Here is a 23,872-nt window from a genome sequence, read left to right on the forward strand (position 1 = left end):
AATTTCGACAAAAATACATTTAAAATTCAGAAAAAAAACCTCTTTTTGAATCTTGCCTTTTTTGCAATAAAAAAACCCACCGAAGTGGGTCTTTATTTTTATATTCTATCGATTTGCTTTTTTAAAGCTATGGCTGTAAAAAGACCTATTGTAGCTCCAATCGTATTTGCTAAAATATCTCTAACATCTGCCGCTCTTGTTGTTGTAAAAACACTTTGCAAAATTTCGATTGTAATTCCGAAAAAAACCGAAAATATGAACGAAATCAAATAAGCTTTATAATCATCAGGAGCTTTCCCTTTTAATTCTTTTTTAAAGAATAAAATCCAGGAAATTGTAAATCCAAAATGAAAACAAAAATGTACAATTTTGTCAATATTTGGAATATTTGCTACTGCAGGAAGATTACTTGAATCTGTCAAACAAAAATAAGTGATAATTCCTGAACAAATAATTGCCCAAAGAAGCAATAGCTGTTTAGGCACCGATAAGTTGTTTATAAGCTTCGTCAGATAATAAAGTATCTATTTCTGATGCATCAGCAATTTTTATTTTAATCATCCATCCAGCTCCATAAGGATCAGAATTTACAGTTTCCGGAGCACTTTCTAAACTATCGTTAAAAGCAATAATTTCTCCTGTTAAAGGCAAAAACAAATCCGAAACTGTTTTTACAGCTTCAACAGTTCCAAAAACCTCATCTTTATCAAGTGTCTGGTCTAAAGTTTCTACTTCAACATACACGATATCTCCTAACTCTTTTTGAGCAAAATGAGTAATTCCTACTGTTGCCACATCTCCTTCGATGCTAACCCATTCGTGATCTTTTGTGTACTTTAAATTTGCTGGTATGCTCATAATAGTATGTTTGTAAATTGATAATTTAATAATTTAGGCACAAATGTAATAATCTTCTAATGAAATCCCCTTTAGAAACTTAAAATTAATTTCCAAAATTATATCGAAGCGTAAAGCCTGAACGAATGTTCGTTAACGGAAACGATGTTGAAATTACCGCTTTCGAGAATGAATGATCATAATAGAATATTGCGGTTAAGTTTTTACTAAACGAATAATCAGCAGTAAGTTTTAAAGACCAAATATTTTGACCCGCTGCCAACTGATTGTTATCGTAATCTAAATATCGAACCAAAGTTTCATTATTTCTAAAAGAAAAATCAGCTTTTATATTGATGTCACTTTTAATGATTCCGGTTGGGTTATCTGCAAGTCTTGAAGAGAAAATTACATCTTTAAAACGATACCCTAATCCCACTACATATTCAATTCCTTTTACTTCCGTCAATAAATTATTATCGAAACTCATCGATAAAGCTCTGTCTTTTTTGATTTCAGTTAACAATCGTAAAGAACTTTTCAACTCAAAATCTACCCGAATAAGCGGACTAAACTGCTCTACCAAGTTGACGTTTGACATAATCGTTTTATTAAAGAAGTTTGTATTTACATCTTGAGTCGGATTGAGTACAGGATCTGCTATTGCTTTATCATAATCAAAATTAGACCTAAACTGGTTTATTGTATACGAAGCTCTATAATTGTGCTGCAATGAGAAACGTTTGAATTTATCTTTAAAAAATTTGTATCTCATTAAACCGTTGTATTTTATACTCCAGTTTGGAATTGGGAAATTTCTAAAAATGCCTGTCGATGTTTTCTCAGCATCACCTCCTGTGTACGCAGCAAGGAAAGCCGGTAATAATACAGCCTGATTACTTTTTCCGTAGCCTATAGGATATCCTTGATTAGATTCATAAATCTCTCTCTGTTTTTTATACGGATCTTCTGCTGCAGGATCTGTTGGTGCCGCCGGAATATCATTAACATCATATCTAGGTATTGCATTTCCTGCCCCATAATGATCCTCTGCCAAACGATTTGCTATGATTAAACGATTACTTCTAAAATCATCAAATGCAGCAGATTGAGTTTCATTACTTGTAGAAAAAGCTGTTCCTATCATAACAGTCGAAATCGAAAACATTCCGTACGTATATGGAGACAGAGGTGTATAATTTCCATCTACCACGCTATATTGTTCTGATGAATTTTCAGAATAAGAACGATCCATCGTTAAATCGATTTTTAAGTCTGGCAACAAATCTATATTAGTTGTTACTTTTAACAGTTTGCTTGTTACTTGTGTAAAGTTTTGATTAAACTCATCATAAGTGGTTAACCATCCGTTTTTGGCAGCTTCATATCGCACATCATCCTGACTTCCAAAAACGAATCCTAAAGATGGTTTTGAAGTCCCTAAGAAACCAACACTTGGTGTGTATCCCGGTAAAACAGTTCCACTGTTTTTAGTGTAATTAATCTGAATGTTTTTCACACTTGTCAAAATACCAATTAAGCCATCATAAAAAGGATTGCTGCTCGTAACAGGTTTTGCCGTATTCACAATTTTTTCTCCCGGTTTTGGTGGTGCTGCAGTTTTAGGTTTTGCCGTTTTTTTACCTCCTGGCGTCAAACCTAAATACTTATACAACGTATTCATATTTAATGTTGTTGTTAAAGTATTTGAATTCGCATTCTGGATAGTATTACCCAAATCAAATACATTACCATTATCATCAGTGTATTCAGAAAAAGCTGTTGAAGAACGCTGCCAATTATAGTCTGCTGTATAAGAATAACTAGCTTTTACAAAACTAAATATTGGAATTTTATTAATCGGAATATCATAATTCAACACTAATTGTTGCATGTGTTGATTTGGCGTTCCTATATCCCAATAGTCATCCCAAATATTAAAATCTTCTTTTGGGGTGTTATCATCATTTAAAAAATTCCTAACAATATTATTAGACGCTGCTGTATAATTTAATTTTAATGATTTTGTAAGGTTATAACCAAAACCGTATTGATAATTAAACGCGAAATTTCTTCTGTAAAGTGGATCAAGACCAATTCCCTCAACTTCGACTTCTCTATATTGCTGGCGATTGCTTTGTCTTAAAATATTAGTATTAAAAGTAATATTAGAAGGCAAATAATTAAAATTGAAGTCACTTAAAATTTTCCAATACTCACTTTTCTTCATGAATTTGGTTTGTTTAAAAGGCACTACTTCTTTAGGCTGAAAAGTATAAGCATAGTTTATTGCCGTATTTGACTGCTCATCTTCGTAATCTTCTACTTCATAATCATGGCGTTCCACCTGATTGTACGATTGCGAAAAAGTTAAATTTTCAACATCGTAAATATGCTGTTTTTGTTCTGGAGCCCTGTCTTTTCTTACTCCAATAAAGTTGATACTTTTTCTTTTGGTATAATCTACAGCGCGTGTTCTGATATTATCTTTTTCTGCCTGATCAGTTGTTTCTCTTAACAATTGATCTAACTTAATATCCTGATTAAAAGGATCGTATTCCGGCGTAATAACCTCTTCTCCGATAGCGTAATTAAATGGCAAATTAATTCCCCATTTTGGAGGAAGCAGTTTTCCTAAATTTAAATTAGTTACAATGTTATATTGCTGAATATCTTCACGATCTCTCTCGTTGGCACCTTGTTCTAATGATCCAAAACCAATAGTACTCTTTTTACCCGTTGCTGAAATAGTCGCAAAATCAGCCATATTGGTATCGATATTTAATATCGCAGCCATACCGCCTTTGTTATCCAAATCAGACATACGAAGTTCATTAAACCAAACTTCTCCTTTAATATCTTTATGATCTGCCCTACTTTTTACACCAACCATTAAATTTCGAACCAAACCAAAGTTAGGATTTCCTTTTATCCCTAATCGCAACGCACCATCTCCATCTCCTCCGTCAATTGTTGCGTCATCATCTGGGTAATAGATTCCATTTATATCTCTCTTATCAGAATTAATATCGACACTCATTGCCTTAATTTTCATTCTGGTCAATAATTCAAGTGCAAGATCAATATCATTTTCTTCCAGCCAAACCTGATCTGCGCCTATTGAACATGATCCTCCGGTTCTTGTTACTTTTAAAGGAATTTCGACTTGGTAAAAGTTTTGGGTAAAGTCATTTCCAAAACGAATAAAACCAACCATTTCATCATCTAATAATGTATTTTCGTTTGGCAATGATTCAGCGTGTAAAAACATTTTTAGTTTTTTGTACTGACGCATATCAACACTTACATTTTTAAAAACTGCTCTTGAATCTTGGTATTGTAAACCTGAACCTGAAACTCGTAATGCTAATGATTGTTCGTTTTGATTAATAACTGTATTGTTATTGTATAATTGTTCTCTTTGTACTCCTGGTGGAATTACATAATTTACCGGACATTTTGTACCGTTTTCCTGAACGTTTACTGCTAAAACATCAAAGTCTGTACCGTCATCATCCTGATTTGTATCGTTTGCATCAAGAGTACTTGTATATCTTCTCCACTCTCCTCTAACTAAATCTAAAGCTCCAAAACGAACTGTCATCTGATCATTAAAACCTGTCATGAACATACGCATAAATCGAATAGATCTAAAATCCGTAATGTTTCCGATTGTATTTTGAGGCTGAGCAACAGGAATTTTAAACTGAATCCATCTTGCATTTGTTGTAGCTCCATTTGGCAGCTCAATATTACTTACTTCACGAATATCGGTGATGTAGTTTTGTCCAACCTGCATTCCTGGTTTTAAATCAATACTATATTCATAATAAGCATTAATCGTGTTCATTGTATTATCACGGTTAATATCCTCAACATCCGGCAATGTTGTAGAACCACGATTTGGATCATCTATACTAACAGGAGAGTTCCCTTCTACTCCATTATATTTTTTATAACGGTCCAGAACTCCTCCTTCGGTATTTAAATAATAGGTGTAATCATCTGCCGCAGGGTCAGCTTCTCCTGCATAATTCGTGTACACAGATCCTTCTTTAGAATTTGGTAAACCATCCAGACCTACGTCTTGATTTTTACGATTATCGGCATTTGTATCAAACGCATAAATTAAGGATTGAGATGCCGGAACATCTCCCCAAATTGGCTGAGGGTTTACTAAAACCTGACCTGGGCCTAATCCGTTTTCATACTGTTTTCTTCCGTCTTTTAATACATCTTCAGAAACTTCACCTAAATTGAAATAGATTTTACCGGTGTTATTTGTTTGTGCTTCACCATTTCCAACATAAGGATCCAGTACCCAAAACTGTATGTATTCAACATTTCCCTGCTCAAAATTAGTTGAGTTTAAAGAACGCATGATTCCACCAAAATTAGAAGTTGCCGGATCTGAATTGAAAGTTGGGTTATTGTTATATGGTCCTCTTTCTGAAGGATAATAACTTAAATCCAATGTATTTATTACTTGTATTTGGCCCTGGGCAATATCTGTGTTTGGATATAATTCTCTACTGTATATTCTTCTTGTTGTATTTAATGATAAATCATCATTTGAAATACCAGATGGTTTTGAGGAATAAAAAACTGGATCAATCGTATACCATGATAATTTTGCTCTTTTAAAACCATAGTCTAATGTACTTGAACTGGCATTAAAAGTGTTATCGTTTATTGAATTTAAAAATGGCGTAGAAGCTAAACTCCACGCATAAGCCGAACGCATATCAATAGTAGATTGTGACCCTTCAAAATCATCTATATAAATAGTTGCTTCTCCTTCAAAATCACTCGCTTTTGGAGCATCTGGTTTTAAAAATGCAATTTCTCCCCGAACAGAAAGATTAGAAGGAACATCTGTATCTATATTTGGCAGTTTATTTACTAGTCTTGTAAAGAAAGGAACTTCGGTTGAAAAATTCCCATTAAAACCAAAAATAGTATTATTTACGGATTCCTGACCATAACTTGACTTTTGAGTAAATGGTCTTTCAGTCATTTTTAGGTACGTTCCTCCAACAACAAAATTCTCCGAAATTTTATGTTCGATATTGAATCCCATAAACCTTCTGGTTTGTTGTCCAAAGATTGAATTGTTTTCTAAAGAAACTTCAATTGGTGTATTTGATGCCTGAAGTGAAGGATCAAGAATCTGAACTCTTCCTAATTGATAATCGACACTATAATCAATCCCTTCAACAAGAACTCTTCCCGCAGCCGTAACTACAACAGAACCCTGAGGAACATTGAATGCACCAATAGGAATACCATTACTTCCTGAAGATTTGTATTTTCCTCTCAATAAAAACTTATTTTTATCACTGTCCTGTAAAGCTCCTGATTGTGTGTTTCTATACATATTTCTAAATACATATTTCTGCTGATTCGCATTATATGTACTTGGATCATTATAGTTTTCACCTGAACCTGTATTTTGTAGTTTTTTAAATATCAGTTCCCCAAATGGTTCTTTGGTGGTAAAAACAATTCGGCCGTTTTGAACATCTACTGTTATTCCCGGAATATAATCAAAGAAACCATCACCTCCTGTTTGCGGATCGTTATTATAATTTAATCGGTCAAGATTAAATACATTTAATAATGGTGTCTGGTCTACTTTGTTATCTCCAGTTGGATTTGGAGGAAAGTTAGTTCCCGCAACTGGTGATATATAATTTATAGGAGACGGATCTGTATAAAGAATATTCAACCTGAAATCGTCTTGTTTTATTTGATAGGCCTGTGGAATTTGATACACGTTTTTCATCATCAGGTTCCAAACCGGATTCTGAACGTTGGTCAAACTACTTTTCAGCATTTTTAAAATCAAACTCTGTGTAATAACGGCCTGATTAGAGGTGTTGTTTCCTGTAACCACAGTTGCATCAACACCATCACTACCAAATTCTCCAACCTGATACACCTGGCCACCAACAGTATATTCAAAAGCTACTGCAAGAATTTCATCATTAGCCAAACGCTGTTGCAATGAAATATAACCTAATTGCGCGTTAAAAGTATATTCATTTGTAGTCAGCTTTCTGGCATTCTCTAAAACGGAATAATCTGTTCCTTCACTTACATTCGCATTATTGAAACCCGATTTTGCTGTTACAATTTCTCTAATGTTTGAATTTAAGAATGAACCTGCCTGCCCAATAAGTTCAGGGTCATATTTGTTGTTATTGTTATCTGTTGGCGAATCTATTGGATTGTTAAAAAATCCTGCTGTTGGATTTGTAACAACAATTTCATTATCAGGAATACCGGTTAATTGACCTTCTCCTAAATCCTGAAGTGCAATAACATTTCTTAAGTTATTGTTCGTTGTGCTTACCCTGTTTTGTTTATTGGTAACCCAAACTTCTAATCTGGTAATTTGAACACGGCTATCTATAAAAGGATAGTTCCTTAATGAGGCATCGTACTTGTTTCTAAAGTACTGCGAAAGGAAGAAATGTCGATCGTTATCATAGTCTAATGCATAAAGATCAAAATTTTGAACCGTTCCTCCACCTTCTGCAACTATACTTTTTGTTTGTGATTTTTGTTCTGAGAAAACTCCTGTAACTGTCGTCTTTCCAAATTGCAATTGCGTTTTCACACCAAATAAGCTCTGAGCCCCACGAATCAGGGAGCTATTTAATGGCATGCTAACGTTACCAACTTCTACTTTTTGAATAATATCGTCTTCAGAAGGCGTGTAAGCTAATTTGAATAAGTTTTGAAAGGCAAATGTAGATTGTGTATCATAATTAGCATTTACTTCTAATCTGGTACCTACTTTACCCATTAAACTCATACTGATACGCTGATCAAAATCAAAAGTAAGACTTGATCTGTTTCTTGGAGAAAATGAAGGATTATCCTGTTTGGTATAACGAACACCCAAGTCCATTTCTACAGATCCTGTAGGTTTTACATCAATTGTATTACTACCGAAGATACTTTCGAAAAGACTTGAATTGATATAATATCTTGGCAGCAAATCTTTCTTAGCCGCCTCACTTCCAGTCTTTTTACCATCAATAGCATCGGATTTTTTTCTAAAATAATCTCTTCTTGATTCTTTTAAAACTAAATCTTCGTATTCTTTTGGTGTTAGAATAATAGGGTAATTTATAGAGAAACCATCTACAGAATTTGTATAAATATATCGATCTGTAATTGGATCGTATCTATATGCCGAAAGAATACTTGGAGGATCTGCGAGTTCTACTTTACCGGTAGAAAATTGAGTTTTAGTTGTATCTTGAACTGTTTGATTTACTTGCGCACGCAAAACATTCCCGCAAAACAAAACAAGTAAAAAAATACAAATTTTACGCATAGAATTAGTTTAACTTAATGAGTTTATAAGCTTTTTAACGCCTTTTTAATGATGGTTTCTACAGTAGCCTCAGGATCTTCTTTTACGATCTTCTCTACTACTTTTTCAGAAGTCTTTCGAACAAAACCTAAAACTTCCAAAGCAGATAACGCTTCATCTCGATTTGTATTGTTTTGAACTACCGAAACTTCATCTAAATCGTACAATTTTAACACTTTTTCTTTTAAATCAAGTATTACTCTTTGTGCTGTTTTGTTTCCAATTCCCTTAATAGACTGGATTATACCTACATCTCCTGAGGCAATTGCGTTTATAATTTGTCTTGGTTCTATAGATGATAACATTGTTCTGGCAATGTTCGCACCAATGCCTGAAACCGAAAGCAGCATTCTAAATATCTCACGTTCTGATTTTTCGACAAATCCAAATAAAGTATGCGCATCTTCTTTGATCAGAAGATGCGTATACAATTTTATAAAATCAGCATTAGGAAGTAGTGAAAACGTATGTAAAGATATATTTATGTGATATCCTACACCTCCACAATCTATCACAACTTCGGTGGGATTCTTTTCCACCAATTTCCCTTGCAAATGTGTTATCATAATTTAATTTAAAGCCCCAAATATAACAATAATTGCAATAAAAATACGACAAAATTATTGTTAAATTAAAATATAGTTATTCTCTGGCAAGTTTGTTTTTTTATTTTCTTTTTCCTGAGCATCAATTACTGCGATTGCAGCCATGTTAACCATTTCTTCTACGCTTGCACCTAATTGAAAAATATGGACAGGTTTGCCCATACCCATCATAATAGGGCCAATAGAATTTACTTTATATAATTCTTTTAATAACTTATAAGTAATATTTGCCGATTCTAAGTTAGGGAAAATTAAGGTATTAACTTTTTTACCTGCTAATTTAGAGAAAGGAAATTTTTCCTGAAGCATTTCCGGATTCAAAGCAAAATCTGCCTGAATTTCTCCATCAACAATCATTTCAGGATGATTTTTATGTAAATAAGCTACAGCTTCTCTTACTTTTGACGCTCCAGGACTTGTAGATGATCCAAAGTTTGAAAATGACACCATTGCAATCACTGGTTCTACACCAAACATTTTTGCTGTTTTTGCTGTCATAATAGCAATATTCACTAAATCCTCAGAAGATGGATTTATATTTATTGCTGTATCTGATAAAAACATTGGTCCGCGAGATGTTAACATCATGTTTGCGGTTGCGACAAGTGACGCTCCGTGTGCTTTGTCTATTAATTGCAACATTGGTTTTACAACACTTGGATAACTTCTTGTATGACCTGTTACCAAAGCATCTGCTTCACCTGAGTTTACCATCATGGCTGCAAAATAGTTTCTTTCGCGCATGAATTTTTGAGAATCAAGAAGCGAAACTCCTCTTCTTTCTCTTGTTTCCCAATATAAAGTGGCAAATCTGTTTCTTCTTGCCTCTTCTTCAGTAGTTTTAGGATCGATGATTTCAATATCAGCATCAAAACCTAACTCTTTTTTAAGTCCTAAAATAATCTCTTTATCTCCTAATAAAATCGGAAAACCAATTCCGTCTTCATGAACAATCTGCGCTGCTTTAAGAACGTTTAACTGATCAGCCTCTGCAAAAACAATTCTTTTTGGATCCATTTTTGCACGGTTTGTCATTAAACGCACCATTTTATTATCGTTACCCATACGCTCACGAAGTGCATCTTCATAAGCTGCCCAGTCTGTAATAGGATTTTTTGCAACTCCTGATTCCATTGCAGCTCTTGCAACAGCTGGCGCTACAATTGTAATCAACCTTGGATCAAATGGTTTTGGAATGATATATTCCTGACCAAAACCTAATTTTGTTGCTCCGTAAGCTACGTTAACCTGCTCCGGAACTGGTTCTTTTGCCAAAATAGCCAAAGCTTTTACCGCAGCCATTTTCATCGCTTCGTTAATTTTTGTAGCCCTTACATCCAGCGCTCCTCTAAAAATATAAGGAAAACCAAGAACATTGTTTACCTGATTAGGAAAATCAGAACGTCCCGTAGCCATAATCACGTCTTTACGCGTTTCTACAGCTAAATTATAATCGATTTCCGGATTTGGATTTGCCATTGCAAAAACAATCGGATTGTCTTTCATTGTTAATAACATTGCCGGCGTTAAAATATCTCCCGAAGATAATCCGATGAAAACATCAGCTCCGTTTACGGCTTCTGCCAATTCAATTTTGGCACCGTCAACCGCGTATTTTAATTGTAATTCTGATAACGAAGGATTGTCTTTTGTTAAAAGTCCTTTACTATTAAACATCATTATATTCTCGACTTTTACGCCTAACAAAACATATAAATCAGTACACGCAATCGCAGCCGAACCTGCTCCTGAAACTACGACTTTTACATCTTCTGCTTTTTTCCTGCCAATTCAAGCGCATTAATCAATGCTGCCGAAGAGATAATTGCCGTACCATGCTGATCATCGTGCATTACCGGAATATCCAATTCTTCTACCAATCTTCTTTCTATTTCAAAAGATTCCGGCGCTTTAATATCTTCCAGATTAATCCCTCCAAAAGTTGGGGCAATATTTTTTACAGTCTGAATAAATTCTTCAACATTTTCTGTATTAACTTCAATATCAAAAACGTCAATATCAGAGAATATTTTAAAAAGTAATCCTTTCCCTTCCATTACCGGTTTAGAAGCTTCCGGACCAATATTTCCTAATCCTAAAACAGCTGTACCGTTTGAGATAACGGCAACTAAGTTTCCTTTTGCTGTATATTTGTAAACGTCTTCTACGTTTGCTGCAATATCTAAACATGGCTCTGCAACTCCTGGCGAATAAGCCAAAGATAAATCTCTTTGTGTTGCATATTTTTTTGTTGGAACTACCTGAATTTTTCCTGGAGTTGGTTCTGAATGGTACAGTAACGCCTCTCTTCTTTTACTCTCTTTGTTCATTGTTTTTTGCTTTTATTCTAGCTTACAAAGATATAAGTCTTCACTTAAAATGGCGTGTTTTTATAGCTTTCTTTTGTTAAAAAGAAAATTGAGGTAATAAAAAAATAGCCCAAATTATGTTGGACTATTTAATTACTAGGTGTCTTTTTTATTTATTTTATTGTGAAATATAAGAATTCAAGTGATTAATTGTGTCTTTTTGAATTTCTATAATTGCTTTAACAACGTCGCTTATAGAAATTATTCCGACTACAATTTCATTTTCTAAAACCGGTAAATGTCTGATTCTTTTTGTACTCATCAGTTCCATGCAATCTTCAATATTATTGGAGAGTTTGACAGAAAAAACATGGCTTTCCATAATTTCATGAACAAAAGTTTCTTTGGATGATTTGTCCTTTAAAACAATTTTTCGAGCATAATCCCTTTCAGACAAAATACCTTTTAAATCAGATCCGTCTATGACAAGAATAGCTCCGATATTTTTTTCACCCATTACTTTCAATGCTTCAAAAACAGTTGTTGTTGAACGTACTGAATACACATTTCTCCCTTTTGTGTTTAATATTTGTTCTACAGTCATATCTGAAAAATTTAGTTCTATAAAGTTAGAAAAAAATAAACATAAAAATCATTCAGCCTCATTTTTTAACCCATAAATATCTCATTTTAAACATTATACATAGTATTTTTAAATTTAAGAATTTTCTAACAAAGAATAGAATCATTTTCAAAGTTTTTTTGCGAATAACACACCACTTTTGATCAAACTTAGTTTTTACAAATAAAAAAGCCCTTTTCTAAAAATTTAGAAAAGGGCTTATATTGATAAATTTATTTACAAATAAGTAATAATAAATTCGCTTCGTCTGTTTTGCTGATGTTCTTGCTCGGTACATTTTACACCATCGGCGCAGCGGTTTACCAATTTGGTTTCTCCGTATCCTTTTGCTGCTAATCGATTGCCGTCGATTCCTTTTTGAATCAGCCAATTTTTGGTAGATTGTGCTCTTTTTCTGAAAGGACCATATTGTTTTCTGCAGATTGCCTACTGTCTGTATGAGAACGAATGTCTAATTTTAATGTTGGATACTGGTTTAAGATATCAACAATTTTCTGCAATTGTGGTTCTGAACTTTTTTTAATCGTCGCTTTACCCAAATCAAAAAAGTTCATCGGAATATGTAGTAATTTCGCCAGATCTGTTCCTACTTTAATAGATTTAATAATTACAGGATTAACTTTAGTGGTTTTAACAACTACTTGTTTTGCAACCAAAGGTGTAAATTTCTTTTGGATAGCAATTGCCAAAGTGGTTTTTCCATTTATTCTTTTTAATGCTATTGGAACTTCCTTAATTTCATAATCTGTTTTGGATGTTTTTATGAAATATTTTTTACCGCATTTTACATTTGGAAAAATATAATTTCCGTTTTGATCTGAAACTACTTCTGCAACAAATTGATAGGCTTCATTAAATAATGACAATGTTACATTCGAAAGTGTTTGATTTGTTTCTGCATCAGTAACAGTTCCCATTAAATCCTGCTCACAAACTAGTTTTCGAATTTCTGTAAATCTGTAAACATCATCAAGTCCAAGACTATTTTCTCTGTTTGAAGAGAAAAAACCATTTCTGTTTTTACTATTAATTATAAATGCAAAATCATCTTGTTTGCTATTTATTGGTTCTCCAAGGTTTTGTACTTCTTCAAATGAACCATCATTGTTTATTTTTGCAACAAAAACATCAAGTCCGCCTAAACCAGGACGGCCATCACTGGCAAAGTAAATTTCGTTATCGTTTGATATAAATGGAAATGTTTCTCTGCCTTCAGTATTGATATCTGCGCCTAAATTTTCGGGTTTCCCATAAGTTCCATCATTATTGATGCTTGCTTTAAATAAATCAGACAAACCTAAAGTTCCCGGCATATCTGATGCAAAATACAAGATCTTTTCATCAAAACTCAATGCAGGATGCGCAACGCTGTATTGATCGCTATTAAAAGGAAGTTCCTGCACGTTGCTCCATTCATCATTAATTAAAATTGCTTTATAAAGCTTTAGCAATGTTACTTTATTTTCGCTTTGACCTCTTTTACCTTTTATAGAATTGTTTTTGGTAAAATACATCGTTTTTCCGTCTTTTGTAAAAACGGGTGTCGATTCGTTGAATCTTGTTTTTAAACCTTTTTTATGAAAAAATACAGGATTGCTAATACTTCCGTCTGGCATTAAGTCAACAGAATATAAAGCAGAAATAGATTTATTTGTCCATTTAAAGTTCTTTTTTATGATTCCGCCCGTATCTCTGGCAGAGGTAAAAACGAGTTTATTATCTATAAGAGCACTTCCATAATCAGAATCTTTAGAATTAATTCCGGCATCGGCAATTTCATATCTCCCTGAATTTGCTTTAATATCATCTAAATAATTTCGGTTTTTCTTAAACAAAATTCCTCTTTTGTCCAAAGGCACTTTTTCGCTAAAAATATCTAAAATTTCATCTGATTTAGTATAATTCCCAGCCGATTTTAAGCATTGAGAATATCTATACAAATACTCTGCTTCCTGATTTCGATTAATCGCAAATAATTCCTGATAGCATTTTAAGGCTTGTTTCAAATCACCGGTAAAGTAATACGAGTTGCCCAGTTTCTGAAATACGTTTTCTTCGGTACTGCCTTCTTTTATTGCATTTTCGTATAATTTTATTGCATCAGCGTAAGCATAATTATTATACTTTTTATCTGCCTGCCTTACGCTTAAACTTTGAGCATTTGCATTAAGAAAAAAATTAAATAACAAAAAGGTATAAAGTAAATTTTTAATCTTCATATTTAAATTGCTTAAAAGAATCTTGGTGATGTCATTCTATTATAATTATTTAAAAAGTCAAAGCGCAGGAAAATTTCATGTGAACCTGAATTGTATTTTCGTAAATTAGTAGTTTCATGATCGTAACCATATCCGATGTACAAACCATTTGTAACCTGAAAACCTGCCAACGCACTTACTGAAGCGCTCCAGCGATAAGCAAGACCTACAACAAACTTATCATTAAACATAAAATTGCCCGAAACATCAATCTGCAAAGGCGCTCCTTCTACCATTTTTGTTAATATGGCAGGTTTGAATTTTATATACTCTAAACGATCTAAATTAAACACATAACCCGCTATAAAATAGTAGTTAATTTTGTCTTTAAAAATGGCAATATCATTATCATTATAGCGATTTGTCTGAATAAAATTAGGAACAGATAATCCTAAATATGCTTTATCAGAATGCCAATAAATACCGGCGCCCACATTTGGAGTAAACTTATTTTTTAAGTCCTGAAATTGCGGATCATCCTGATCTTCAAAACTTAATTTGTTTAAATCAATATTAAAAAGATTTGCTGTTCCTTTTATACCAAAGGAAAGCTTAGCCGATTCGGAAGTTTGAATACTATAAGAGAAATCAGCCGACAATGTATTTTCGTTTGTTGGCCCGATTTTATCATTTACCAATGAAACTCCCAACCCTAATTTCTTATTATTTAATGGTGTGTTTATAGAAAAAGTACTCGTTTCCGGAGCGCCATCAAGACCAACCCATTGCGTACGATATAAACCAAAAACACTTAAAACGCCTCGTGATCCTGCATAAGCCGGATTAATTTCTATGGTATTGTACATGTATTGTGTATATTGTGCATCTTGTTGCGCTGAACACACAACTGAAAAAAACATAAAAACTAAAATTAATTTTTTCATTTAATAAGTTTTAAAAACGGCTTAGCTTAACTAAGCTGCATATTTTTTTATTTATTGATATATAAGTAACCTGATTTTTCATGTTGATTTGACTCACTGTCTCTATATTTCAGAATATAGAAATAAGTCCCAACAGGTAATCCTTCTGATTGTTTCATGGTTGTTCGTCCTGCAGAATATCCAAAAAAAGCTCTGTCTTCATTGTTATAGTGATCGATATCAAAAACTAAAACTCCCCAACGGTTGTATATTTCAACTGTATTATCAGGATAACATTCTAAGCCCTGAATATAAAATCTCTCGTTTTTACTATCTCCATTTGGAGAGAATCCATTAAGAACTGTTATCTGACAACCATTTAATGGTAAAACTGTAGGTTTATCTTCCATGTTATTAGAATCATCTGATTTATCCTCAACTACAACTCCTGCTGCACTTTTTCCTTGCACAATTGCCTGATTGCTTACACTTCCACCATTGATATCACCTTGGCTTATCTTATAAATAGCTGTAAAATTATTTTCATCAGATTCGTTTACACCTAAATCAATTGCATCTCCTGAAAGTATAATTCCTGGTAATAAATCCGAAACTATAATTTTCATTAAAGGAACATTACCTGTATTTGTTATTTTGAATTTATAGGTAATTGTCTCTCCTGCATTTGCATATCCGTCTTTATTTTCGTCATTGAAAATTGCTGTTTTAATAATTGCAATTGCCGGAACTTCGACAAAAACACTTAATGTTGCTGTAGCACAGTTTGTTGAATTTGCTTTTTCGCAGATTTGGTATAGTAATGTATAACTTCCTCCAGGTGTATTTGGTAATACATTTACTGTTCCGTCTGAATTAAATTCAAAATAAGGATTTGGTGTATTTGAAATCACAACATCTGATTCATTTACAGGCAAACCGTTTAATAAGTCATTATCTAAAATATTGATGAAAGCTAATTGCCCATTAATTCCGTCTACAGAAACTTGTCCATCATTATTAGCAACAATTGACGTTGCAGGAGTAACTGGCATAACTGCATTAACTTTGACACGTACAATAGCCTGACTGCAGTTTTTGGATCTAGTTTCTCACAGATTTGATAGGTAAGTTCATAAGTTCCTGAAGGTGCGTTTGCTCCTAAATTTACTATTCCATCAGCACCTAGGGTTAAGAAGCCTGTTGGATCTGCCGTTACAATTGTTAAGTTTAGATCATTTGGTACTACAGCAATTCCGTTGTTTGTATCATTTTCAAAAACATTCACAAGAACCTGAGGCCGTTTTGATTCCACAACTGAAGGAATTACATCAGGATTTGCCTGAAGTCCATCGCCTGTAACCACAATTATTGAAGTCGCACTATCACAGTTTGTCGGGTTATTGATCTCACAAATTTTGTATTCTACATTATAATTTCCTGCCGGAGTATTTGTCGGCACGGTTACGGTTCCATCTGCATTCAACACAAATCCTGTTGGAAGCGTTACTGCTGAAAGTTTCACTTCTCCAGGATTTGTTCCGATAATAACCGGATTTCCGTTTAAGGTATCATTGGCAATTAACGATTCTGTTGTTCCACCAAGAACTCCATTAACTACAGCTGTTGTTGTTTCTTCAACTGCATTGATAACTGGTGTGCCAACTGTTACTTTTACTGAAGCCGAACTGCAATTTGCCGGATTTAGCTTCTCACAGATTTGGTAAACGATTTCATAAATTCCTGAAGGTGCATTTGCTCCCAAGGTTACGGTTCCGTCAGGGTTTAAAGTTAAAAATCCTGTTGGATCTGCTGTTACTATTGTTAAGTTGACGTCATTTGGCACAAGAGCGATGCTGTTGTTTGTATCATTGTCAAAAACATTTACCACAGTTTGTGGCTGGTTTGTGGCAACTACAGAAACTACTGCATCAGGGTTTGCGATTAATACACCGCCTGTAACAACAATTATTGAAGTCGCACTATCACAGTTTGTCGGGTTGTTGATCTCACAAATTTTATATTCTACATTATAATTTCCTGCCGGAGTATTTGCCGGCACAGTTACGGTTCCATCTGCATTTAATACAAATCCTGTTGGAAGCGTTACTCCTGAAAGTTTTATTTCTCCTGGATTTGTTCCGATAACAACCGGATTTCCGTTTAAGGTATCATTGGCAATTAACGATTCTGTTGTTCCGCCAACAACTCCATTAACTACAGCTGTTGTTGTTTCTTCAACTGCATTGATAACTGGTGTGCCAACTGTTACTTTTACTGAAGCCGAGCTGCAATTTGTCGGGTTTAGTTTCTCACAGATTTGATACACAATTTCGTAAGTTCCTGAAGGTGCATTTGCTCCCAAGGTTACGGTTCCGTCAGGGTTTAAAGTTAAAAATCCTGTTGGATCTGCTGTTACTATTGTTAAGTTGACGTCATTTGGCACAAGAGCGATGCTGTTGTTTGTATCATTGTCAAAAACATTTACCACAGTTTGTGGCTGGTTTGTGGCAACTACAGAAACTACTGCATCAGGGTTTGCGATTAATACACCGCCTGTAACAGTAACAATACTTTTTACAACATCACAATTAGTTGGGTTTGTAATTTCACAGATACTATATTCTATTTCATAATCATTTTCCGGAGTATTCGCCGCAACAGTTATTGTTCCGTCTGCGTTTAAGGTTAATCCTGTTGGAACGGTGATGCCGGTTAATTTAACTTCTCCGGGATTGGTTCCGATTACAATAGGATTTCCATTTAAAGTATCATTTGTAATTACTGATTCTGCTGTCGTTCCGCCTGCATTTCCATTGATTGAAGCCGTAGTTTCGGTTACCGCGTCAATGGTTGGTTTTCCTACCACAACCACTGAAATTACAGAATCACAGTTTGTCGGGTTGGTGATCTCACAGATGCTGTATTCTATATTGTAGTTTCCGGCTGCAGTATTAGCTGCAACCGTTACTGTTCCGTCTGTATTTAATACAAATCCTGTTGGAACTGTAATGCCTGTTAGTTTAACTTCTCCTGGATTTGTTCCGATTACAACCGGGTTTCCGTTTAGGGTATCATTATTTACAAGTGAAATTGTTGTTCCCCCCGTATTTCCGTTGATAGATGTTGCCGTTTCTGTTACCGCATCAATGGCTGGTTTTCCAACTACAACCACCGAGATTACAGAATCACAGTTTGTTGGGTTGGTAATCTCGCAGATGCTGTATTCCACATTGTAGTTTCCGGCAGCGGTATTCGCTGCAACTGTTACTGTTCCGTCTGCGTTTAATGTTAATCCTGTTGGAACTGTGATGCTTGTTAGTTTTACTTCTCCTGGATTTGTTCCGATTACAACCGGGTTTCCGTTTAGGGTATCATTATTTACAAGTGAAATTGTTGTTCCCCCCGTATTTCCGTTGATAGATGTTGTCGTTTCTGTTACCGCATCAATGGCTGGTTTTCCAACTACAACCACCGAGATTACAGAATCACAGTTTGTTGGGTTGGTAATCTCGCAGATGCTGTATTCCACATTGTAGTTTCCGGCAGCGGTATTCGCTGCAACTGTTACTGTTCCGTCTGCGTTTAATGTTAATCCTGTTGGAACTGTGATGCTTGTTAGTTTTACTTCTCCTGGATTTGTTCCAATAACAACCGGATTTCCGTTTAGGGTATCATTTGTAATTACTGATTCTGTTGTAGTTCCTCCCATGTTTCCATTGATTGAAGCTGTAGTTTCAGTTACAGCATCAATGGTTGGTTTTCCAACTACAACCACTGAGATTACAGAATCACAGTTTGTCGGGTTGGTAATCTCGCAGATGCTATATTCAACATTATAGTTTCCGGCAGCGGTATTCGCTGCAACCGTTACTGTTCCGTCTGCGTTTAAGGTTAATCCTGTTGGAACGGTGATGCCGGTTAATTTAACTTCTCCGGGATTGGTTCCGATTACAATAGGATTTCCGTTTAAAGTATCATTTGTAATTACTGATTCTGCTGTCGTTCCTCCCGTGTTTCCGTTGATTGAAGTCGTAGTTTCAGTTACAGCATCAATGGTTGGTTTTCCAATTACAACCACCGAGATTACAGTATCACAGTTGGTAGGGTTGGTGATCTCGCAGATGCTGTATTCTACATTATAGTTTCCTGCAGCAGTGTTCACTGCAACCGTTACTGTTCCGTCTGTGTTTAATGTCAATCCTGTTGGAACGGTGATTCCCGTTAGTTTAACTTCGCCCGGGTTTGTTCCAATAACAACCGGATTTCCGTTTAGGGTATCATTTGTAATTACTGATTCTGTTGTAGTTCCTCCCATGTTTCCATTGATTGAAGCTGTAGTTTCAGTTACAGCATCAATGGTTGGTTTTCCAATTACAACCACCGAGATTACAGTATCACAGTTGGTAGGGTTGGTAATCTCGCAGATGTTGTATTCTACATTATAGTTTCCTGCAGCAGTGTTCACTGCAACCGTTACTGTTCCGTCTGTGTTTAATGTCAATCCTGTTGGAACGGTGATTCCCGTTAGTTTAACTTCTCCGGGATTGGTTCCGATTACAATAGGATTTCCGTTTAAAGTATCATTTGTAATTACTGATTCTGCTGTCGTTCCGCCTGCATTTCCATTGATTGAAGCCGTAGTTTCAGTTACCGCGTCAATGGTTGGTTTTCCTACCACAACCACTGAAATTACAGAATCACAGTTTGTCGGGTTGGTGATCTCGCAGATGCTGTATTCTACATTGTAGTTTCCAGCAGCAGTGTTCGCCGCAACAGTTACTGTTCCGTTTGCATTTAATACAAATCCTGTTGGAACGGTGATTCCGGTTAGTTTAACTTCTCCGGGATTGGTTCCGATAACTACAGGATTTCCGTTTAGAGCATCATTATTTACAAGTGAAATTGTTGTTTCGCCTGTATTTCCATTGATTGAAGTCGTTGTTTCTGTAACAGCGTCGATAACTGGAGCAACAACTGTAATTTTAACTGATGCTGTACTGCAATTAGTTGTATTTGATTTTTCACAAATCGTATAGTCAAATGAATAAGTACCAGCAGGAGTTTGTGGATTAACTGTTACTGATCCAGTAGTCGTATTAAAAGTTAAAACAGAAGGTAAAGTACTTGCTAAAGTAAGATTCACATCGCTTGTAATTACAGCGTTACAGTTTAAAAGATCATTACTTAAAACATTTGAAACAGCAACTCCTCCTGAAAATCCATTAAATGAAGATATAATATCATCATTTGCTTTAATTGGACCTACTACTTTTACCATTTGTGTACACGTTTGTGTATTTCCCGAAGCATCTTTTGCTGTCCAGGTTACTGTTGTAACGCCAATTGGAAAGCTCGATGGTGCATTATTGGTAACTGTGATTGTACCTGTACAGTTATCAGTTGTTGTTGGTGTTCCTAAAACAACTCCCGTAGCAGCGCATGAATTAACATCGGCTACAGCCGTAACATTCGACGGACAGGTAATTGTTGGTTTTTGGGTATCGCTTACTGTTACCGTTTGTGTACACGTTTGCATATTTCCCGAAGTATCTTTTGCTGTCCAGGTTACTGTTGTAATTCCGATTGGGAAACTTGATGGTGCGTTATTGGTAACTGTGATTGCTCCCGTGCAGTTGTCCGTTGTTGTTGGAGTTCCTAAAACAACTCCCGTAGCAGCGCATGAATTGGCATCGACTACAGCCGTAACATTCGACGGACAGGTAATTGTTGGTTTTTGGGTATCGCTAACTGTTACCGTTTGTGTACACGTTTGTGTATTTCCTGAAACATCTTTTGCTGTCCAGGTTACTGTTGTAATTCCGATTGGGAAACTTGATGGTGCATTATTGGTAACTGTGATTGTTCCTTTGCAATTGTCAGTTGTTGTTGGGGTTCCTAAAACAACTCCCGTAGCAGCGCATGAATTGGCATCGGCTACAGCCGTAACATTCGACGGACAGGTAATTGTTGGTTTTTGGGTATCGCTTACTGTTACCGTTTGTGTACACGTTTGCGTATTTCCCGAAGCATCTTTTGCTGTCCAAGTCACCGTAGTAATTCCGATTGGAAAACTTGATGGTGCATTATTGGTAACTGTGATTGTTCCTGTGCAGTTGTCCGTTGTTGTTGGAGTTCCTAAAACAACTCCCGTAGCAGCGCATGAATTAACATCGGCTACAGCCGTAACATTCGACGGACAGGTAATTGTTGGTTTTTGGGTATCGCTTACCGTTACCGTTTGTGTACAGGTTTGCGTATTTCCTGAAGCATCTTTTGCTGTCCAGGTTACTGTTGTAACGCCGATTGGGAAACTTGATGGTGCATTATTGGTAACTGTGATTGTTCCTGTACAGTTATCAGCTGTTGTTGGTGTTCCTAAAACAACTCCTGTAGCAGTACATGAATTGGCATCGGCTACAGCCGTAACATTCGACGGACAGGTAATTGTTGGTTTTTGGGTATCACTAACTTTAACCGTTGAAACTGCAGAAGTATTTTCGCAAGTTGTAGCTGTATTGGTGACTTTAACTTTATAGTCTCCATCAACTGTAGCAACTAGTGTAGATGATATTTGTCCTGAAATTACGACGTTATCTTTATACCAAACATATGCTGGAGAACCAGCATTGGTAACCGCTGTCAATGTAGTTGTATAACATGCTGTTAATGTTCCGTTTATTGAAGCTGTTGGCAAAGGATTTGGCGTTGTTGAAATACTAGCCGAATTATTTGCTGAATTAGTATCCGGAACAGATGCCGGAATTACTGCAGTATTAGTATAAGCTCCACTAGCATTTACTTTGGCAACAATTTTTAATGTTACAGCTATGCCTCCGTTTATATCTCCAATACTCCAAACTCCTGTTCCTGAATTATAAGTTCCTACGGATGGTGTTGAACTCACAAAAGTATATCCTGTAGGAAGCAAATCATTTACAGAAACTCCTGTAGCATTATTTACTCCTAAATTGGATAAGGTTACTGTAAATTCAACATTCGATCCTACACATGGTGTTGTATTGTCTACTGTTTTTGTAACACCCAAATCTGTACACAAAGTAACGGATACAGGCTTTGATTGTGTTTGAGCTCCACATGTTAAAGTTGAAGCTACAGAATAAGAACCCGTTTTAGTTGCTGTGTAGGTATTTGAGGTAGCACCTGATATTGCAGTACCATTAAAATACCATTGGTATGGAACAAATCCGGTTGGTGTTGACAATATAGCTGTACTATTTGTACAACCACCTCCTGCAATATAAGACAAAGTTGGATCTTCTGGCTGAACAGCAAAATTCGAAAAGAAACCTGCCATAGAGAATCCTCCGCCTTGTTGTACAATCGAAACTGTTAATTTAGCATCACTAGATATGGAAAGAACATCCGGGCTCCCGATTTGAGTATCTTCAAAATTAATTAAATACCATCCTGTTGCTCCCAATTGATGACGTGCTGAAACTCCTGATTTTGTTTCAATATCTACACCATTAACATATACTTTTGATACGGCATCTTTTAAAAGAACATATCCAAAATAAGGCAATGAACCTGTACCGTAATTTCTAAATTTTGCTGTTTCTATAAATTTAGATCCTCCACATTCTGAGACCGGAGCAATCGTCGAAATATCAACTTCACAAGATTGAGCTGTTCCTGAATAAACAACAACATTGTTATCTGCAGAAACTCTTGAAGCTGAAAAATTAGCTCCGGAAACACCATTCAAAAAGGTAAAAAAGCTACCCGCTGTTGCTAATGTTGTTGTTTTTGTAGATACTAAAGCGCCGGTTACCGAATAAGTATCTACAATAACTTTTGTATTGGATTTAGTTGCAATTACAGTAGTTTGTTCTGCTGTATCGTTTCCTTTTCCTCTTTCTATAAAATATTCTGAACCTAAAACTGCTTCTGGTGGAATTTGATTAAAAGCTCCATCTCCACAACCATTTGGTGTATCGATAAAAGCAGAAGTATTCATAACACTCGGGTTTGAAGTTTCTACTAAAGTTCCAATTGTTGCTTTGAATAAATAACTTTGTCCTGCATTTAAAGTTGCTGTTATAACACCTCCAATTGTTACGGTTGTACCGTTTGTAATTGCCATTACACTATAAATCGGACGTTGATCACCGTAATTATTGAAATTTCCAAGAGAACCATCTCTGTAATATCCAACTCTAAATCTTATCCCAATTCCGGCATCACCAAAACTAGTCAATGCTGCATTTCCTTTAATATCCTGATCAGATCCATCACCACCTAAAGCATCAGAAGCTACGTTTCGTAAATTAATAGATATCGGCGCACTACCCGTAACGATTAATCCTGCAGCATTTAAAACTGTATTAAATGCAAAAGCAGGAGCTGCACTCGGTTTACCGGCAAATCTATATATTGCAGGTGCTCCTTTTGAAGCTATAAGTGTTGTTACAACTGTACCATCACTTTTTGAAACGGTAATATTTACGGTTGCTGTTGAATTCGTCGCAATAACAATTTCATTTGCTTTACTAAAATACTGCCAAGGCGCTGGCGCTATATAATGCTTCGTATAAAATTGAGCTGAAGCATTATAGCTAATCAGTAAAAATAAAATAAAAGTAAGTAGTTTAATTGAATTAAACTTTCTAAGAGTAAAGTTACGCATAGACAATTGTAATTTGAATAATAGAAATATTAGAAGTTGAAAAATCAAACGAGATCTTCAACATATAGGACAGATACGATAAAAGAAAGGAAATGGATTTTGAAAATCTCTTAAAAGATTTGTCAAAATAAATGCAAAAAGAAAGTAGTGTTTGGACCATTAGTATTTACAGGCTCAAGACTAAAATTGTCTTTAGATTAAATTAGTAGTTTTGGAGCCGCGAAATTATATAAAGTCCTCTATACTAAATACTTTCGTCGACAAACTACCAAGATAAACGTTGAATAACACTTTTTATCGATAAAAATTAACCTAAACTTGTA

9 protein-coding genes and 1 pseudogene are annotated in these 23,872 nt (G+C 35.2%); all 10 read right to left on the reverse strand.

Annotated elements, in window-relative coordinates:
- Positions 1 to 98: 98 nt before the first annotated feature.
- Entirely contained in the window at positions 99 to 485 is a 387-nt protein-coding gene (locus ACZZZT_RS24540) for a VanZ family protein (RefSeq protein ID WP_042565647.1), read from the reverse strand.
- Positions 478 to 858: a glycine cleavage system protein GcvH gene (gene gcvH, locus ACZZZT_RS24545; protein WP_042565646.1), complete on the reverse strand. Its 381-nt coding sequence runs from the start codon at positions 856 to 858 to the stop codon at positions 478 to 480. Before gcvH ends, ACZZZT_RS24540 begins: the two co-directional genes overlap by 8 nt.
- 85 nt (positions 859 to 943) lie before the next feature.
- A complete protein-coding gene (gene sov / locus ACZZZT_RS24550) occupies positions 944 to 8,185 on the reverse strand; it encodes a T9SS outer membrane translocon Sov/SprA (protein ID WP_463462264.1) in 7,242 nt (2,413 codons plus the stop codon).
- 23 nt (positions 8,186 to 8,208) lie between these two features.
- Positions 8,209 to 8,790: a Holliday junction branch migration protein RuvA gene (gene ruvA, locus ACZZZT_RS24555; RefSeq protein ID WP_042565644.1), complete on the reverse strand. Its 582-nt coding sequence runs from the start codon at positions 8,788 to 8,790 to the stop codon at positions 8,209 to 8,211.
- Positions 8,791 to 8,850: 60 nt separating this feature from the next.
- Positions 8,851 to 11,159, reverse strand: a pseudogene (locus tag ACZZZT_RS24560) (NADP-dependent malic enzyme).
- Between the two features lie 157 nt (positions 11,160 to 11,316).
- A complete protein-coding gene (locus ACZZZT_RS24565) occupies positions 11,317 to 11,742 on the reverse strand; it encodes a CBS domain-containing protein (protein ID WP_042565642.1) in 426 nt (141 codons plus the stop codon).
- 401 nt (positions 11,743 to 12,143) lie between these two features.
- A complete protein-coding gene (locus ACZZZT_RS24570) occupies positions 12,144 to 14,000 on the reverse strand; it encodes a carboxypeptidase regulatory-like domain-containing protein (protein WP_463462265.1) in 1,857 nt (618 codons plus the stop codon).
- A gap of 11 nt (positions 14,001 to 14,011) precedes the next feature.
- Positions 14,012 to 14,923 carry a PorP/SprF family type IX secretion system membrane protein gene (locus tag ACZZZT_RS24575; RefSeq protein WP_463462266.1) on the reverse strand — a complete coding sequence of 304 codons (912 nt, stop codon included), beginning with the start codon at positions 14,921 to 14,923 and terminating at the stop codon, positions 14,012 to 14,014.
- A 47-nt stretch (positions 14,924 to 14,970) separates the two neighbouring features.
- Positions 14,971 to 15,954: a T9SS type B sorting domain-containing protein gene (locus tag ACZZZT_RS24580; RefSeq protein ID WP_463462267.1), complete on the reverse strand. Its 984-nt coding sequence runs from the start codon at positions 15,952 to 15,954 to the stop codon at positions 14,971 to 14,973.
- The gene (locus ACZZZT_RS24585; protein ID WP_463462268.1) at positions 15,897 to 23,549 is read right to left on the reverse strand and encodes an HYR domain-containing protein; all 7,653 of its coding nucleotides are present in this window, start codon (positions 23,547 to 23,549) and stop codon (positions 15,897 to 15,899) included. Before ACZZZT_RS24585 ends, ACZZZT_RS24580 begins: the two co-directional genes overlap by 58 nt.
- Positions 23,550 to 23,872 lie beyond the last annotated feature (323 nt).

Source organism: Flavobacterium sp. AC274 (assembly GCF_979258275.1).

What these genes read in the sequence shown, in the direction of transcription:
- gcvH (WP_042565646.1), bottom strand. Translation starts at nt 858, where the DNA reads ATGAGCATACCAGCAAATTTAAAGTACACAAAAGATCACGAATGGGTT.
- sov (WP_463462264.1), bottom strand. Translation starts at nt 8,185, where the DNA reads ATGCGTAAAATTTGTATTTTTTTACTTGTTTTGTTTTGCGGGAATGTT.
- ruvA (WP_042565644.1), bottom strand. Translation starts at nt 8,790, where the DNA reads ATGATAACACATTTGCAAGGGAAATTGGTGGAAAAGAATCCCACCGAA.
- ACZZZT_RS24565 (WP_042565642.1), bottom strand. Translation starts at nt 11,742, where the DNA reads ATGACTGTAGAACAAATATTAAACACAAAAGGGAGAAATGTGTATTCA.
- ACZZZT_RS24570 (WP_463462265.1), bottom strand. Translation starts at nt 14,000, where the DNA reads ATGAAGATTAAAAATTTACTTTATACCTTTTTGTTATTTAATTTTTTT.
- ACZZZT_RS24575 (WP_463462266.1), bottom strand. Translation starts at nt 14,923, where the DNA reads ATGAAAAAATTAATTTTAGTTTTTATGTTTTTTTCAGTTGTGTGTTCA.
- ACZZZT_RS24580 (WP_463462267.1), bottom strand. Translation starts at nt 15,954, where the DNA reads ATGCCAGTTACTCCTGCAACGTCAATTGTTGCTAATAATGATGGACAA.
- ACZZZT_RS24585 (WP_463462268.1), bottom strand. Translation starts at nt 23,549, where the DNA reads ATGCGTAACTTTACTCTTAGAAAGTTTAATTCAATTAAACTACTTACT.